Here is a 14,376-nt window from a genome sequence, read left to right on the forward strand (position 1 = left end):
GTCCCTTCCGTCCAGCCGGGTCACCCGTTTCGGCGGCACCCGGAACCGGCGCGGCGGCCGGCCGACCCTGGACAGCAACCTACCCGCCCCCGGGCGACGCCACCTCCCACGGCACCCGGAAGGCGGCACCGGACGGGTCACGCCGCACAGGTCAGTCGGCCAGCACGTCCAGCAGCAGGGCGGCCGTCCAACTGAACGCCGGTGAGCCCAGGCCGGCACCGGTGTCCGGGTGGAAGTACTCGTGGCAACCGGCCGCCGAGACCAGGTCGATCATCGAGGTGCGCAGTCCGGCCGCCAGCCGGTCGTGTCCGTGCCGCAGCAGTCCACGCCGGACCAGCCAGGTGATGTTCGCCCAGCTCGGGCCGCGCCAGTAGCGCAGCGGCTCGAAGTCGCCGGCGGTGCGGTCGTGGCTCGGCAGCGGCCGGGCCATCCCGGCGGCGAGACCGAAGCGGGCCGAGCGGGCCTCGGCGAGCACCGCCTCGACCTGCCGCACCGGCAGGTCGGGCAGGATCAACGGGGTCAGGCCGAGCACCGTTCGGGCCGGCGTCAGCCGGCCGGTACGCAGGTCACGCGGGTGGAAGGTGCCGCTGCCCGGGTCGTACAGGCGGGCCACCACGGCCTCGGTGATGGCGACCGCCCGTTCCCGGTGCGGGCCCGGGTCGACGCCGATCACCTCGGCGATCCCGGCGAGCGCCGACTCCGAGGCACCCATGGCCGCGTTGAACAGCGGACATTCCACCAGGAACGGATGTCGGTCGGCCAGGCCGTCGTCACGGTAGCCGTCGGCACGGTACGCGGTGACGATGGTGACGTACCGCGCGTAGTCCAGGTCGGTGGGCCGGTGCGCGGGATCGGCGTGCACGGTGTCGCGCCGCCGGTACGCGCGCATCACCGCCGCCTCCGCCGCCACCGCCGACATCGGCTCGTCCCAGGCGGGGCTGTTGTCCAGTCCGGACTCCCACGGGTGCACGATGCTGGCCAGCCCGGCACCACCGACGTCGCGGCAGCTGGCCAGGTACCGCTGCTGCGCCACCAGGTGCGGATAGAGCCGACGCAACGCCGCCCGGCTCTCCTGCGTCGGCACCCGACGGTAGGCGTGCCAGGCGGCCAGCGCGTGCACGGGCGGCTGCACCAGGCCGGACGTGGCCACCGGCGGCGTCCCCTCGACGGCCGCCGACGACCAGAATCCCGGCCCGGGAAAGTAGGCGCCGCCGGACACGGCCGGGTTGAACACGATGTGCGGCACCCGGCCGTCGCGCCACTGGGCACGGAACAGACTGGTCAGCTCCGACCAGGCGCGCTCGGGACGGACCCGCGCCCAGCCGATCGCGATGAACGCGGAATCCCAGCTCCACTGGTGCGGGTACAGGGTGCGGGACGGCACCGTGTGTCCGCCCGCCCAGTTGCCGTCGAGGGTGTCGCGGGCCAACGCCCACAGCAGGCCGTCTTCGCCTGCGGCATCAGCACTGGCAGCCGGTCCCGGTCCGGCCGACGGAGCAGTTCGGTTCACCATGAGTCACAACATGGTAGCGGTGCGCCCGACGCTACGCTAGGACGACCGCAGCGCAGGTCGCGGTACATGGGGGTGAATCAGGACGGCGAGACGACGAGGCGAGGGTGCCCGATGAGACAGCCACGATCCGGTCCAGCGGATACGCAGAGTGAGAGCTACACCCAGCGGCTGCGGCGACTCAGCGGAGCGCGCTGGAAGCGGTGGCTTGACGTGCAGGCGCCCTACCGGTGGAACCTGCGGCGGCTGAAGTTGGGTCGGACCCTCGACGTCGGCTCGGGCCTCGGCCGCAACCTGGTCAACCTCGGACCGGGCGCGGTCGGGGTGGACCACAACCCCACCTCGGTGGCCCACTCCCGGGCCTTGGGGCTGGAGGCGTACACCGCCGCGGAATTCTTCCGGTCCAAGTACGCCCGGCCGGACACGTTCGACTCACTACTCGCCGCGCACCTGCTCGAACACCTGCCGGTTGAGCAGGCACGCGAGGTGGTCGCCGGCTACCTGCCGTTCGTCCGTTCGGGTGGCCGGGCGGTGTTCATCACCCCACAGGAGCGGGGCTACCGCAGCGACGCCTCGCACGTCCGCTTCGTGGGCTTCGACGAGACGGCGCAGACCTGCCGGGATCTCGGTCTGACCGTGCTGCGCCAATATTCCTTCCCGTTCCACCGCGCCGCCGGCACGGTGTTCACCTACAACGAGTTCGTCACCGTCGCCAGGCTTCCGTGAGCCTGCCCAGTTACGGTGCAGACATGACCAACAGGACCCGATGGGCCACCGACACCGGTCCCGAGCACTCCCAGTGGTACGTCAACCGGTTCCGGCAGTTGGCGGCCGAAGGGGCGGATCTGGCCGGTGAGGCCCGGCTGCTCGACACGCTGGTGCCGCCGGCGTCCCGGATCCTCGACGCCGGCTGCGGCACCGGTCGGGTCGGCGCCGAGCTGGCCGCACGCGGCCACACCGTGGTCGGGGTGGACGCGGACCCGGTCCTGATCGACGCCGCCCGCGCCGACCACCCCGCGCCCCGCTGGCTCGTCGCCGATCTCGCCGAACTTGATCTCGCGACGGCCGGTGCGGGCGAGCCGTTCGACGCGGCGGTGCTGGCCGGCAACGTGATGGCGTTCGTCGCCGCCGGCACCGAACGCCAGGTGCTCAGCCGGGTCGCCGCACACCTACGCCCGGACGGCGTGGTCGCGGTCGGATTCGGCACCGACCGGGGGTATCCGCTCACCGATTTCGACGCCGACGCGGTCGGCGCCGGACTGCGCCTGGAACACCGCTTCGCCACCTGGGACCTGCGTCCGTGGCGCGACGACGCGGACTTCGCCGTCACCATCCTGCGCCGTCCGACCTGACCCCCTCAGGGACGCCCGAACCGGCTGATATTGACGTGGAAGCGTCCCGAGGCTCACCGTAGCCTGGACCGATGCCCCCACAGCTCCCCCACGCCGAGCCGGGCACGCCGGACACGAGGGGGCCGCTGCGGTACATCTGGTGGCTGGTCCGCTGCCAGCCGTGGCGGGTGTTGCGCGGCGGTCTGATCGGCACGGCCTGGATGCTCGGGCTGTCGCTGCGGCCGTACCTCGTCGCCCGCGCCATCGACGACGGGCTACGCGCCGCCGACCACCGGACGCTGCTGTGGTGGGTGGCCGCGATCGTCGTCGCCGGGATAGGGCTGGCGTACCTGGGCATCATGCGGCACCGCACGATGACGTTCGTCCGGGAGGACGCCTCGGCCCGGTCCGCCGCCGTCCTGCTGCGCCACCTCTCCCGGATCGGCGCCGTGCTGCCCCGCAGGCTCGCCGCCGGTGATGTCGCCACGGTGGGCGGTGCCGACATCACCAACACCTCGGCGGTGCTGACGATGACCGGGCCGGGCGTCGGAGCGGTCCTCGCGTACGTCTTCGTCGCTTTTCTCCTGTGGTCGGTGTCGCCGTCGCTCGCGGTGTTCGTGCTGCTCGGCGTGCCGACGGTGGTTTTGCTCGTCGCTCCGCTGCTGCGCCGCCTCGAACGGGTCGAGTCGGTCTACCGCCACCAGCAGGGCCTGCTCACCACCCGCGCCGCCGACATCGTGGCCGGGCTACGCGTGCTCGCCGGAGTCGGCGGTCGAGGGCTGTTCGCCCGCCGGTACGCGGCCCGCTCGCAGCGGCTGCTGGCCGAGGGGTACCGGGTGGGTGCGGTGAACAGTTGGATCGAGTCGCTGACGATCGTCGTACCGGGGGTGTTCCTGGCCGCCGTGGTGTGGCTGGCGGCCCGGATGGCCTCGGCCGGTGACATCACCATCGGGCAGATGGTGGCCGTCTACGGGTACGTGGCGGTCCTCATCGTGCCGGTGTGGTTCCTGCTCGAAGGCGGTCACCAGGTGATCCGCGGGCGGGTCGCCGCCCGCCGGATCGTCGCGCTGCTCAACCTGCGGCCGGACGCCGCCGGCCCGACGTCGCCGGGTGGCGGGACACGTCAGGCACCGGAGCGCCCCGCCGACCTGCACGATCCCGCGTCCGGGCTGACCGTACCCGCCGGAGCGCTGCTGGCCGTCGCCGCCGACGACCCGGCCGAGGCCAGCGCGTTGGCCGACCGGCTCGGGCGGTTCGTCGCCCGCGACGTGACCTGGGGTGGGGTACCGCTGACCAGCATCGCGCTGGACGAGGTGCGGGCCCGGATCCTCGTCGCCGACCACGACTCCTATCTCTTCGCCGGCACGCTGCGCGAGATCCTGCGCGTCCGGGCGGATCTCGGCGACGCCGAGCTGCGCGCGGCGCTGCGTACGGCGTCGGCGGAGGATCTTCTCGACGCCCACCCGGACGGGCTGGAGATGCCGGTCGGTACCCGGGCCCGGACGCTCTCCGGCGGCCAGCGGCAACGGGTACGCCTGGCCCGCGCCCTGCTCGCCGAGCCGGACGTGCTGATTCTCATCGACCCGACCTCCGCTGTGGACGCGCACACCGAGGCGCGCATCGGGCAGCGGCTCCGGGCGGCGCGGGCCGGACGCACCACCGTCGTGTTGACCACCTCGCCACTGCTGCTCGGTCGCGCCGACCTGGTCGCGCACCTGCGCGACGGCCGGATCGTCGCCGTCGGCGCCCACGTCGATCTGCTCGAACAGGATCCGAGCTACCGGGCCCTGGTTTCCCGGGACAGCGAACCCGCCGACGTGGACGGATCACTGCGGTGAGCGGACTGCCCGTCGCGGACCGTCAGGTCGTCCGCCGCGCCGCGCTGAACCTCATCGCCGCGGACCGCCGCGCGGTCGCCGTCGTCCTGGTTCTGCACGGTGCCGCCGCGATCGCCGGACTCGCCCCGCCGTGGCTGCTGGGCCGGATCGTCGACGAGGTCACGGCCGGTTCCGGCGCCGCCGCGGTGGACCGGCTGGCCCTCGCGATCGGCGGCTGCGCGCTGGCTCACGGGCTGCTCGCCCGCTACGCCCAGTACGTCGGCCACCGGTTCGGTGAGCGGTCCGTCGCCCGGCTCCGTGAGGGATTCGTCACGCGGGCGCTGGACCTGCCCATCTCCGTCATCGAACGGGCCGGCACCGGCGAACTCGCCACCCGCAGCTCGGTGGACGTGACGACCGTCGGGACGACCGTGCGGGACGTGATGCCGGTCATGGTCATCGCCGCGACGCAGCTGTCGCTGCTCTTCGGCGCGATCTTCCTGCTGCATCCGCTGCTCGGCCTGGTCGCCCTGACCGGCCTGCCGACCATCGTCGCGGTCACCCGCTGGTATCTGCGGCGGGCAAGGCCGGCCTACCTGGCCGAGGGGGCCGCGACCGCCGAGTTGACCGAGGCGCTGACCACCACCGCGGAGGGCGCCCGCACCGTCGAGGCGCTCCGCCTCGGTGCCGACCGCATCGGGTACGGCAGGCAGCGCATCGGCCAGGTGTGGGCCACCCGCCGAGCGACCCTGGCCCTGCGATCCGTCTTCTTTCCGGTGGTGGAGGCGAGCTACGCGCTGCCGATCGCGGTGGTCCTGCTGTTCGGAGGCTTCCTGCTGGACCGTGGCATGGTGACACTCGGCGAGGTGGTCGCGGCGGCGCTCTACCTGCAACAGGCGATCGAGCCGCTGGACCGGCTGCTGCTCTGGATGGAACAGGCCCAACGCGGGCTCGCCTCGTTCGCCCGGGTACTCGGTGTCGGTCAGCAAAGTGAGCCCGCCGCCACCCCGGTCGCCACCGGACCACCGCGACCGCGGGTTCCGGCGTCCGCCCGCCCCGGTCGGCTGGTCGTACGCGGCGCCCGGTTCTCGTACGCCGACGGCCCCGACGTGCTGCACAGGATCGACCTGGTGGTCAACCCTGGCGAACGCCTCGCCATCGTGGGCCCTTCGGGCGCGGGAAAGTCCACTCTCGCCCGGCTGCTCGCCGGGATCGACGAGCCACGAGAGGGCGTGGTCAGCCTCGACGGCGTCCCGGTCACGCACCTCGACCCGGCCGAGCGGCGTCGCCGGATCGCCCTGGTCACCCAGGAGCATCACGTCTTCATCGGTACGCTGCGCGACAACCTCGCCTTCGCCGCGCCGGACGCGTCCGACGAGCAGATGCGCGCCGCCCTGGGCGCGGTGAGCGCCGACTGGTACGCCGGCCTGCCCGACGGACTCGACACGCAACTCGGCGACGGTGCCCGCGACCTCGGTGCCGCCGACGCCCAACAGCTCGCGCTGGCGCGCCTGGTGCTCGCCGACCCGCACACCCTGATCCTCGACGAGGCTACGGCCGCGCTCGACCCGACGACCGCCCGACGCACCGAGCGAGCCCTCGCCGCCGTGGTCAACGGGCGTACCGTCATCGCCATCGCGCACCGGCTCAACACCGCGCACGACGCCGACCGGGTGGCCGTGCTGGAGGACGGCCGGATCACCGAACTCGGCAGCCACGACGAGCTCGTCCGCACCGGTGGCGCCTACGCCGCGCTCTGGCACTCCTGGCACGGCTGAGCCCGTCCCGCACGGCCGCAGGGGGCTGCGGAGGACTATTCATGTTGGATAGTGTCTGCCTCGTTACGAAACGTGACTGACCAGCGACCCGTACGGTGGACCGGAAGGACGGCATGGCCAGCATCGAGCAAGTGAAGGCCGAGCTCGCCCAGGCAGCCGAGCAGTGCAACGCGACGACGAACCAGATCCGGTCCGCCATCGACGGGACCGAACAGGTGATCTCTCGGCTGCGCGCGGTCGCGGCCGGCACCGGTCATCCCGCCATCGCGGAGGCGATCAATCGGGCTGAGCAGAGCAAGCAGCGACTGGTCGAGGCGGCGACGGTGCTCCAGGGCAGCACGCAGGCGGCCCGGCAGTACATCAGCTTGCTCGGGTGACCCGTGAGCATCGGCGAGGTCAAGGCCGCACTCGATGAGGCGCACCACCTGCTCGACCAGGGCAAGGCCACGATCGAAGGGGTCCGCGCGGCCCTGGACGAGGTATCCGGGCTGGTGCTCGCCACCCTGCACGACAGCCGACGGGCCGAGGCGGAACAGGCCCGCAAGGCGATCGCTGACGCCATCCGCGAGGTGACGTTGACCCTGCGAGTCATAACCGCGGCCCAGGAGAACGGCAGCGCGTACCGGAAGCTGCTGGGGTGAGCGGCCCGCTCGCTCAGGTCATCGCCCAGCTCCGATCCGCGGTCGACCAACTGGACGGCCTCGCGGTGCAGGCGACCCGCGCCGCCACGGATGTCGCCGGGGCGAACACCCGATACGCGATGGCCGGCAAGGGCTCCGACCATCCGACCCTCCGCGCGGCGGTGAGCCACAGCCGCAACGGTGTGGACAAGGCGCACCGACTCGCCCGGCTGAGCAGCGAGGCCGCCCGGAATGTCACCGCGTACCTGAACGCCATCGCCCCGGGCTCGATGCCGCAAGCAACCACCGCCCCGTCGGGGCCACCCTCCGGCGAGGACCTCGTGTCCGACAGCGACCGCCGCGACCTGGATCGCGCGAAGCTGAGAGGGTTCATCAATCGGCCCGCGCGGAGAGCCGATGACGTACAGGATCACGTGACGACGGCCGCCGATACCATCGAGAAGTCGATCAGCGTGTTACGTGATCGAAGCGGCCCCCACGGGACACACTCGACCGGAACGGCAACCCCAACTGTGTCGCCCGGTCCGGCTCGGCCAAAGATCGATGCTGCGGAGGCAGCGGGAAACATCGCGGTGCTCGGCATCCTCCTGGGTGTAGCGGTACATCGGACCGCGACGGTGATCGGCGAACGATTAGTGAGGTTCAGAAGACGTGGACGTAAACCCGTTGACCGACCTGATTCGGGCTCTGGCCAGGGCTGACTGGGACGCAGCTGACGCTGTGGTGGCGGGCATCAGGCAGCACGGTTTGCCCGGCGGCCTCCGGGTGATCGAAGCCGCGTTCGCCATCGCGGTCCACCGACACCTAGGCGCCGATGCCACCCCGTCTGACGTAGCCGCTTTCGTGTCATCTGCTCGCGCCCAGTACCAGCAGGGCGACACTCCACCTGCGCTTGAGATTGAGGGCGTCATCCGGGCTGCTGTCGGTGAACCAGAGCTGATCGAGAATATGGCTCCAGACGAAGTGCTTGGTGTGGAAATCTTCGTCTTGGGGCAGATACTCCTGGAGTCGGACTTGACCCCGGCCGAGCTGGATGAGTTCGTAGCCGAGGCCGAGCAGCTCGCTGCCGATTACTCGTCGTAGCTGGATGTCGCCTGAGCAGACGCCAGCAAGATGCGTGGCGGGGTCACGCGGAGACGAGTTCCCTGGCGTCCAGACAGAAGCGACGGACGGCGGGGGTACGACGGTAGGGAGCGAGGGCGCCGACCAGATTGCGTACGTGTTTGGTGCACCGGGCGGAGGTGACCTGACCGGTGAGCGTCCGGACGGCCTGCTCGCCCAGAGCAAGTGCCTTGTCGAGGTCAGGTTGCGGCTGTCGCACGTAGGTGGTGGCGAGCAGAGCGTTGCGCAGGGCGGCCTCCCGGCTGTACTCGCTGCTCTGTAGCCGCAGCGCTGCTCGCAGGTGCTCTCGTGCGCGGGACCAGTGTTCGAGCTTGACATAGCAGTATCCGGCCTGGGCGTGAGCCTGCGCCTCGTTGATCCAGTAGGACCAGTCCGGGTCGCCGTACTCCGACGGGCTGTCCGCCAACCGGTCGAAGGCGCTGTCGAGCGCCCGACGGGTGTCGGTCACCGACTGATTGTTGGCGTACGCCTCCGCAGCCCTCAGGTCGAGAATCGTCGACACCTTCGGGCTCGATTCCGGATAACTCGCTCGCGCGGTCTCGGCGAGAGTGACGGCCTGACGGAGTTGACCGAGGTCTTTGGCCTGGCAGGACATGAACCCGAGGATGTTTGCTCCGAGGCCGCGGTCGCCGGCCGTATGGGCCTGGTAAAGCCCGGCGATCCAAAATCGCTGGGCCTGGCTGTGATGGCCACCGTCGAACGAGAGCCAACCAGCAAGCCGCAGCAGTTCCCCAGCGGTGGAGTGGAGGCGTCGGCCCACGCTGTCGGTGTAGCTGCGGTCGCGCAGCACATCGACCACCGTGCTCAGATGCTGGCGGACCATGCCGAGGGTCTGGCCGCTGCCGAGGTGATCGTCCATGCGACGGAGGCTGGCGGTCACCGTGTCCAGGTGGTCGACAACCTCGCCGGAGATCGGTCGGCCTCTGGACGACGCCACTGCTCGCGGAGGCTGGGAGATCAGCCACTCGTGCGCGGGTGAGGTCAGTGCGGAACCGAGCAGAGTGAGAAACATCCGTCGGTGCATCATCCCCTCAGGTTCGTTCACCACCTCGGCGGCCCGCAAGGCCCCGGCCGGGGACCACGGCAGTTCCAGACCGGCCGAAGCGGGTACCGCCTCGAAACCGTCGTCGGGCCAACCCAGCTCATCGCGAGTGATCGTCCGGTGCAACTGCTCGGACAGCAGGGCGGCGATCAGCGAGGGCCAGGGGTTACGGGGTGCGTCGCCCTTCTTCCACTTGTACGGAGTCTTGACATGCAACCGCTCCGTGCGGCCATGCCGTTCGGCGCACTCATTCAGACGTCGGGCGAGTTGTTCAGGCTGCCAGCCCACCTCGGCCAGCAGCCGGGTGATCGTCTCTCCGCTGGATACCACGGCCCACCCCTCACCTGCGACGGTCGTCACACGGAGAGTAATGGAGAGGTGTGGGCGAAAGCGCCCTCGCCACCGGTCCGCACCGGTAGGCACCACGCGCACCTCCTCACATGGCTGTCGCGACCGGCTGAACTGACCACATGAGATTGGCGATGATGGTGCTCTGTGGCGTACTGCTGGGGTTTCTCGCCGGGCTGTTCGCGTTCCAGGTGAAGGCGCGGTGGTGTCCGCGCTGCGGAGCGTCCACGGATGCCATCGGTCCGGCGGCGCGACGATGACCGGCGGTGGCCGGCAGGAGCTGCCGATCGGGCGGCGCATCGCGCAGCTACGGGTCCGCCGTGGGATGAGTCAGCAGGTCTTCGCCGACCGGATCGGCAAGTCGAAAAGCTGGGTCGACAAGGTCGAACGGGGTGCCCGCCGGCTCGACCGGCTGTCGGTGATCGAGACGGTCGCCGGGGCGCTCGGGGTCGCCACCGGCGTGCTGGTCGGCCGGGACGGCCCGCGGCCGACGGTCACCGAGATGAGCGTCGCCGTGGAACGGGTGCGCGAAGCCCTGGCCCGGTACGAACCGGCCACCGCCGGCGTCACCTCGGCGGGCCTTGACCGGCAGTTCGGGTACGCGCTCGCGGCGTACCGGCACGCCCAGTATCCCCAGCTGCTGCGGATCCTGCCCGACCTGCTCGCCGACGCGCGACACGCCTCCGGCGTCGGCATGCCGGTGTCCGCCGGCGACCTGCTGGTACGGGTGTACCGGTTGGCCGCGCAGGTCCTGGTCAAACTCGGTGAACCCGACCTGGCCTGGCTCGCCGCCGACCGCGCGATGACCGCTGCCGGGGACGACGCACGGCGTACCGCGATCGCGGTGGTCGGCCTGGCGCAGGCGCTGCGTGCCGCGCGGCGCGGCCGCCTGGCGCTGGCCGTCACCCGTACCGCCCTACATCGGCTCGACCCGACGCCCTCCCCCACCAGCCCACCGGAAGACGTCGCCCGCGCCGGCATCCTGCTCGTCGAAGCCGCCCTCTCCGCCGCCACCTGCGGCGACGCCACCACCGCCGGCACCCTCACCGACCAGGCCGCCCGCCTCGCACACCGGCACGGCCGCCATGGTGGGTTCGGGCCGACTGTGGTTGACCTCGCCCGCGCCCTGATCGCCACCGGCCTCGGTGACAACGGCCTCGCCATCGCCACCCACACATTCGCCGTCAGCACCGATGCCTGGCATCGGCTGCCCGCCGAACACCGCGCCGGTCACCTGATCGACATCACCCGAGCCCACCTTGCCCTTGGCGACCCTCAGGCGGCTGGACGCGCCCTGATCGCCGCCGACCGCATCGCCCCCGCTGAGACCCGCGTGCGGCCCGCCGGACGCGCCGCGCTCACCGCCGTGCTACGCGCGGGCAGCTCCCCAGCCGACGTCACCCGGCTCGCCACGCTGGTCGGCCTGACCCGACAGCCGTGACCCGCCAGGAAATCGACCGGCCCGACGAAGGAGGCATGGTGCACGAACAGCCATACAGCGATCTCATCCGGGCCATGGCCCGGGCCGACTGGGACACCGCCGAGGCACTGTGCGACGAGATCCGCCGCAGCGGCAATGCCGGCACCCCCTACGTCATCGGAGCCGCGTTCGCCCTAGCCGTCAACCGGTGTTTCGCGCCCGATGCGACACCCACCGACGTCGCCGCCTGGGTGTCGACAGTCCGCGCCCGTTACCAGGACGGAGACACCCCGCCGGCCCTCGAAACGGAAGGTCTCATCCGCGCTGCGCTCGGCGAAGCGGAGCTGGTCGACACCATGCGCGCCGAAACCGTGCTCGACGCCGAGATCTTCGTCCTCATCCACATACTCCTCGACAAGAACCTGACCGACGCCGAACTGGACGAGTTCCTCGCCGAGGCGGAGGAAGTCGCGGCCGAGTACCAGTAGGCAGCCGCCAGCCTGGGAGGCAGCACCCTGGAACCTCGCCGTGGGAGCATCATCGGCATGATTGTCTGGATCAACGGTGCCTTCGGCGTCGGCAAGACGACCACGGCGGGCCTGCTCGTGGAGCGTCTCCCGGATGCCAAGGTGTTCGACCCCGAGTACGTCGGTTACCTGCTTACCCAGTTCGTCGACTCACCGACCGGGGACTTCCAGGATCTTCCACTGTGGCGTCACCTCGTCGTCGAGACGATGAGCGGCCTCGCCCGGGAATATCCGCACCCCTGGATCGCGCCGATGAGCCTTATCAATCCCGCGTACCGGGAGCAGATTCTCGACGGTATCCGTGCAGACGGCGTCGAGTTGCACGAGGTCGTGCTCACGCTGCCCGAGGAGCAGTTGCGCGCCCGCATCGATGCCGACCAGGTGGATGTCGCCGCCCGGCAGTGGCGACACGATCATGTTGCCCGGGCGCTCACCACCTTCGCCGCCGTGACCGGCGCTCAGCTCGTCGACGCGTCCCAGCCGCCCGACCAGGTGGCCGACGCCATCACCATGAGCATCCGGTCAGTGCCCAGGCGCTGACCCCGCTTCGGCTACCGACGCAGATTTCGCAGTGGGTACATCTGTTGTCGCTCCGGCGACAACAGATGTACCCACCTCGGTTCGACGGTCACGCGGAGGGATCGGCGGGGCCGGTCGACCGGTCAACGGGCGACGTCGTAGACCAGCTTCTGGATGCCGTTGGCGTAGGACTCGCTCTCGACCAGCTTGAGGTTCTGCTTGTCCCGGTCGGTGTCGCTGAACAGCCGCTTGCCCGCGCCGAGCAGCACCGGGAAGACCAGCAGGTGGTAACGGTCGATCAGGCCGGCGTCGGAGAGGTTGCGGTTCAGCGTGGCGCTGCCGTGGATGCTGATCGGCCCGCCCTCGGTCTGCTTGAGGGCGGCGACGTCGTCGAGCGACCGGAGGATGACGATCTCCCCCCAGTTGGTCACCAGATCCTGCTCCTTGAGGCTGGTCGACACGACGTACTTCGGCATCGCGTTGTAGCCGGCGAACTCTTCGGTCATCTTCGGCCACACCGGCGCGAACGCCTGGTAGCTGACCCGGCCCATCATCATCGCGGTGGCCTCGTCCTGCTCCCGGCCCTTGATCTCGTAGGCGGCCTCGTCGAACTCGATGTCGTTGAAGGTCCAGCCCGAGTTGCGGTAGCCCGGTTCTCCACCGGGTGCCTCGACGACGCCGTCGAGCGAGACGAACGCGGTGGCGATGAGGGTACGCATCAGGTTGCTCCTTGCTGGTTGTCTGACGTGCTGTCGTCAGTGCGACGAGCGGGCGTCGCCGGATTCGACAGCCCACGCCGAGAAATGTCCTATCACTTTCGCGGCGCGCGTCCGAGCACCTCAGGCGGGGGCGGCGCGGCGGCGGGCCGCGTCCGGATCGAGCGGCGCACCGGCCGGTACGAGGCTGACCACCCCCGCGGGCAGCCGGACGGGTCGGACGTCCGCGTAGCCGAGCATGCCGGTCACCTCGGGGCCGGTGAGCGCGTACCGCCGACCGAGATCGGTCACCACGGAGATCGCGCCGCCGCTGGCGCCCGGTGCGGCGACCGATTCGACGAGCGCGCCCCGACCCGGCTCCACGAACACGTGGTCGGCGGTCGTCGGCTCGGTCGACCGGTCCGGTGCCCGGGCCGGCACGGGCAGTGCCACCCCCAGCCGCAGCTCGACCGACCCGCTGTCATCGCCGACCCGCGCGCAGACCGTCGACGGGTTCGGCGTGGTCAGCCGGGGCGGGGCCGCCGGTGGCGCGTCGGGCCCGACGGGTACGAGGTCGGGCAGTTGCGGCAGGGCGGCGAACCGGCCGAGGCTGATCTGCTCCGGCTCCCGCTGACCGGTCCGCGCGAGCAGCAGACCGGCCTGTAGCTCGGTGATGCCGGCGAGCCCGTCGCGGAGCACCACCGCGTACTGCCGGCCGCCGCCGGAGTTGCGGACCACCAGCACGTCACCGACCCGGGCCCCGGTCACCCGGGCGGACTGCCGGCCCAGGCCCGGCGGGCTCAGCGGAGTCAGATCGGGACCGGCAGGCACCGAGTTGAGCAGGGCGGCGGCCACCGGGACGGACCGGGAGCGGGTGGTGGCGAGCGCGGCCAGCACCCGCTCGGTGTCCCGGATCAGGTGTCGACGCTGCTGCCAGAGCAGGTGCAGCCCGCCGTCGGCGTCACGCAGCAGCAGTGCGTCCCGGCCCAGCGGTCGGCCGCCGGTACCGCCGGCACCCACCAGCAGCACCGACCGGGTTGCCGCTTCGGGCCCGGTCGGTGACACCGAGCAGACCGTCCACCCGGCGGTGGCCAGCCGGCCCGCCGGAGGCAGCGAGTCGGGTGCGTCGCGGATGCCCAACGGCAGCCCTCTCGGCACCCCGTCGATCGACCGGCGGGACACCAGTACGGTCTTCGGCCGCTGCGCGCCGATGATGAGCAGCGCGGAGGCGTAGTTGAGCACCGGGTGCAGCCGCTCCTCCCGGTAGACGAACCGGGCGCCCGACTCCCTCTCGACGATCACCACGCCCGCGTCGCGCCAGGTCCCACCGCCGCCGGTGAACAGGCCGTACAGGGCCGTGGCACCCAGCCCGACAGCCGCCACCAGGACGCTCGCCAGCGCGGCTCCGGCGAGCCGGCGCGTCGGGGACAGCGCCGGATCGCCGTCCCGGGTCACCAACGCGGCCACCGTCCGCGCCACGGCGAACTGGTACGAGTGCAGCTGGTCCTGCCGCGACGGCAACGTTTCCCCCTCCGGCGAGACGATCGGCGCACAGGATATGCGCTGCGTCGATGTCCCGGGGACCGGGCGTCACGCGACGGATGGTCGCTCACCGGTCGGTAGCAT

General features: G+C 71.3%; 15 protein-coding genes. 11 read left to right on the forward strand and 4 right to left on the reverse strand.

Annotated features, from left to right (window positions below; all coding sequences use genetic code 11):
- Positions 1 to 151: 151 nt before the first annotated feature.
- Positions 152 to 1,513 carry an MGH1-like glycoside hydrolase domain-containing protein gene (locus O7605_RS27425; RefSeq protein ID WP_269741849.1) on the reverse strand — a complete coding sequence of 454 codons (1,362 nt, stop codon included), beginning with the start codon at positions 1,511 to 1,513 and terminating at the stop codon, positions 152 to 154.
- 111 nt (positions 1,514 to 1,624) lie between these two features.
- Here O7605_RS27425 and O7605_RS27430 point away from each other — a divergent pair, with 111 nt between their 5' ends.
- From O7605_RS27430 to O7605_RS27465, 8 genes are all read left to right on the forward strand, one after another.
- Positions 1,625 to 2,236, forward strand: a complete 612-nt coding sequence (locus O7605_RS27430) for a methyltransferase type 11 (RefSeq protein ID WP_269741850.1) — start codon at positions 1,625 to 1,627, stop codon at positions 2,234 to 2,236.
- 23 nt (positions 2,237 to 2,259) lie between these two features.
- Positions 2,260 to 2,862 (forward strand): class I SAM-dependent methyltransferase, encoded by a 603-nt coding sequence (locus O7605_RS27435; protein WP_269741851.1) that lies wholly within the window; start codon positions 2,260 to 2,262, stop codon positions 2,860 to 2,862.
- Positions 2,863 to 2,933: 71 nt separating this feature from the next.
- Entirely contained in the window at positions 2,934 to 4,679 is a 1,746-nt protein-coding gene (locus tag O7605_RS27440; RefSeq protein WP_269741852.1) for an ABC transporter ATP-binding protein, read from the forward strand.
- A complete protein-coding gene (locus O7605_RS27445; protein ID WP_269741853.1) occupies positions 4,676 to 6,436 on the forward strand; it encodes an ABC transporter ATP-binding protein in 1,761 nt (586 codons plus the stop codon). The genes O7605_RS27440 and O7605_RS27445 overlap by 4 nt, the downstream gene beginning before the upstream one ends.
- A gap of 113 nt (positions 6,437 to 6,549) precedes the next feature.
- Entirely contained in the window at positions 6,550 to 6,813 is a 264-nt protein-coding gene (locus O7605_RS27450) for a hypothetical protein (RefSeq protein ID WP_269741854.1), read from the forward strand.
- 3 nt (positions 6,814 to 6,816) lie between these two features.
- Positions 6,817 to 7,077 carry a hypothetical protein gene (locus O7605_RS27455; RefSeq protein ID WP_269741855.1) on the forward strand — a complete coding sequence of 87 codons (261 nt, stop codon included), beginning with the start codon at positions 6,817 to 6,819 and terminating at the stop codon, positions 7,075 to 7,077.
- Positions 7,074 to 7,778: a hypothetical protein gene (locus tag O7605_RS27460; RefSeq protein ID WP_269741856.1), complete on the forward strand. Its 705-nt coding sequence runs from the start codon at positions 7,074 to 7,076 to the stop codon at positions 7,776 to 7,778. Before O7605_RS27455 ends, O7605_RS27460 begins: the two co-directional genes overlap by 4 nt.
- Positions 7,744 to 8,160 carry a hypothetical protein gene (locus tag O7605_RS27465; RefSeq protein WP_269741857.1) on the forward strand — a complete coding sequence of 139 codons (417 nt, stop codon included), beginning with the start codon at positions 7,744 to 7,746 and terminating at the stop codon, positions 8,158 to 8,160. Before O7605_RS27460 ends, O7605_RS27465 begins: the two co-directional genes overlap by 35 nt.
- 43 nt (positions 8,161 to 8,203) lie before the next feature.
- Here the strand turns inward: O7605_RS27465 and O7605_RS27470 are convergent, their stop codons facing one another.
- A complete protein-coding gene (locus O7605_RS27470) occupies positions 8,204 to 9,571 on the reverse strand; it encodes a hypothetical protein (protein ID WP_269741858.1) in 1,368 nt (455 codons plus the stop codon).
- 274 nt (positions 9,572 to 9,845) lie between these two features.
- On the opposite strand from O7605_RS27470, the gene O7605_RS27475 reads away from it, so the two are divergent.
- The 3 genes from O7605_RS27475 to O7605_RS27485 are packed head-to-tail and all read left to right on the forward strand — an operon-like array spanning position 9,846 to position 12,076.
- A complete protein-coding gene (locus O7605_RS27475) occupies positions 9,846 to 11,030 on the forward strand; it encodes a helix-turn-helix domain-containing protein (RefSeq protein WP_443084011.1) in 1,185 nt (394 codons plus the stop codon).
- A gap of 38 nt (positions 11,031 to 11,068) precedes the next feature.
- On the forward strand, positions 11,069 to 11,497 hold the full coding sequence (locus O7605_RS27480) for a hypothetical protein (protein WP_269741860.1): 429 nt from the start codon (positions 11,069 to 11,071) through the stop codon (positions 11,495 to 11,497).
- A 57-nt stretch (positions 11,498 to 11,554) separates the two neighbouring features.
- Positions 11,555 to 12,076: an AAA family ATPase gene (locus tag O7605_RS27485; RefSeq protein WP_269741861.1), complete on the forward strand. Its 522-nt coding sequence runs from the start codon at positions 11,555 to 11,557 to the stop codon at positions 12,074 to 12,076.
- A gap of 122 nt (positions 12,077 to 12,198) precedes the next feature.
- Here the strand turns inward: O7605_RS27485 and O7605_RS27490 are convergent, their stop codons facing one another.
- Positions 12,199 to 12,774: a dihydrofolate reductase family protein gene (locus tag O7605_RS27490; RefSeq protein WP_269741862.1), complete on the reverse strand. Its 576-nt coding sequence runs from the start codon at positions 12,772 to 12,774 to the stop codon at positions 12,199 to 12,201.
- Between the two features lie 120 nt (positions 12,775 to 12,894).
- Positions 12,895 to 14,271: a type VII secretion protein EccB gene (eccB, locus tag O7605_RS27495; protein ID WP_269741863.1), complete on the reverse strand. Its 1,377-nt coding sequence runs from the start codon at positions 14,269 to 14,271 to the stop codon at positions 12,895 to 12,897.
- Positions 14,272 to 14,376 lie beyond the last annotated feature (105 nt).

The sequence above is a fragment of the Verrucosispora sp. WMMA2121 genome, from assembly GCF_027460185.1.
Taxonomy (GTDB): Bacteria; Actinomycetota; Actinomycetes; order Mycobacteriales; family Micromonosporaceae; genus Micromonospora; species Micromonospora palythoicola.

Excerpts from the sequence above, each read along its gene's own strand:
- O7605_RS27425 (WP_269741849.1), bottom strand. The coding sequence starts at position 1,513 with ATGGTGAACCGAACTGCTCCGTCGGCCGGACCGGGACCGGCTGCCAGT.
- O7605_RS27430 (WP_269741850.1), top strand. The coding sequence starts at position 1,625 with ATGAGACAGCCACGATCCGGTCCAGCGGATACGCAGAGTGAGAGCTAC.
- O7605_RS27435 (WP_269741851.1), top strand. The coding sequence starts at position 2,260 with ATGACCAACAGGACCCGATGGGCCACCGACACCGGTCCCGAGCACTCC.
- O7605_RS27440 (WP_269741852.1), top strand. The coding sequence starts at position 2,934 with ATGCCCCCACAGCTCCCCCACGCCGAGCCGGGCACGCCGGACACGAGG.
- O7605_RS27450 (WP_269741854.1), top strand. The coding sequence starts at position 6,550 with ATGGCCAGCATCGAGCAAGTGAAGGCCGAGCTCGCCCAGGCAGCCGAG.
- O7605_RS27475 (WP_443084011.1), top strand. The coding sequence starts at position 9,846 with ATGACCGGCGGTGGCCGGCAGGAGCTGCCGATCGGGCGGCGCATCGCG.
- O7605_RS27485 (WP_269741861.1), top strand. The coding sequence starts at position 11,555 with ATGATTGTCTGGATCAACGGTGCCTTCGGCGTCGGCAAGACGACCACG.
- O7605_RS27490 (WP_269741862.1), bottom strand. The coding sequence starts at position 12,774 with ATGCGTACCCTCATCGCCACCGCGTTCGTCTCGCTCGACGGCGTCGTC.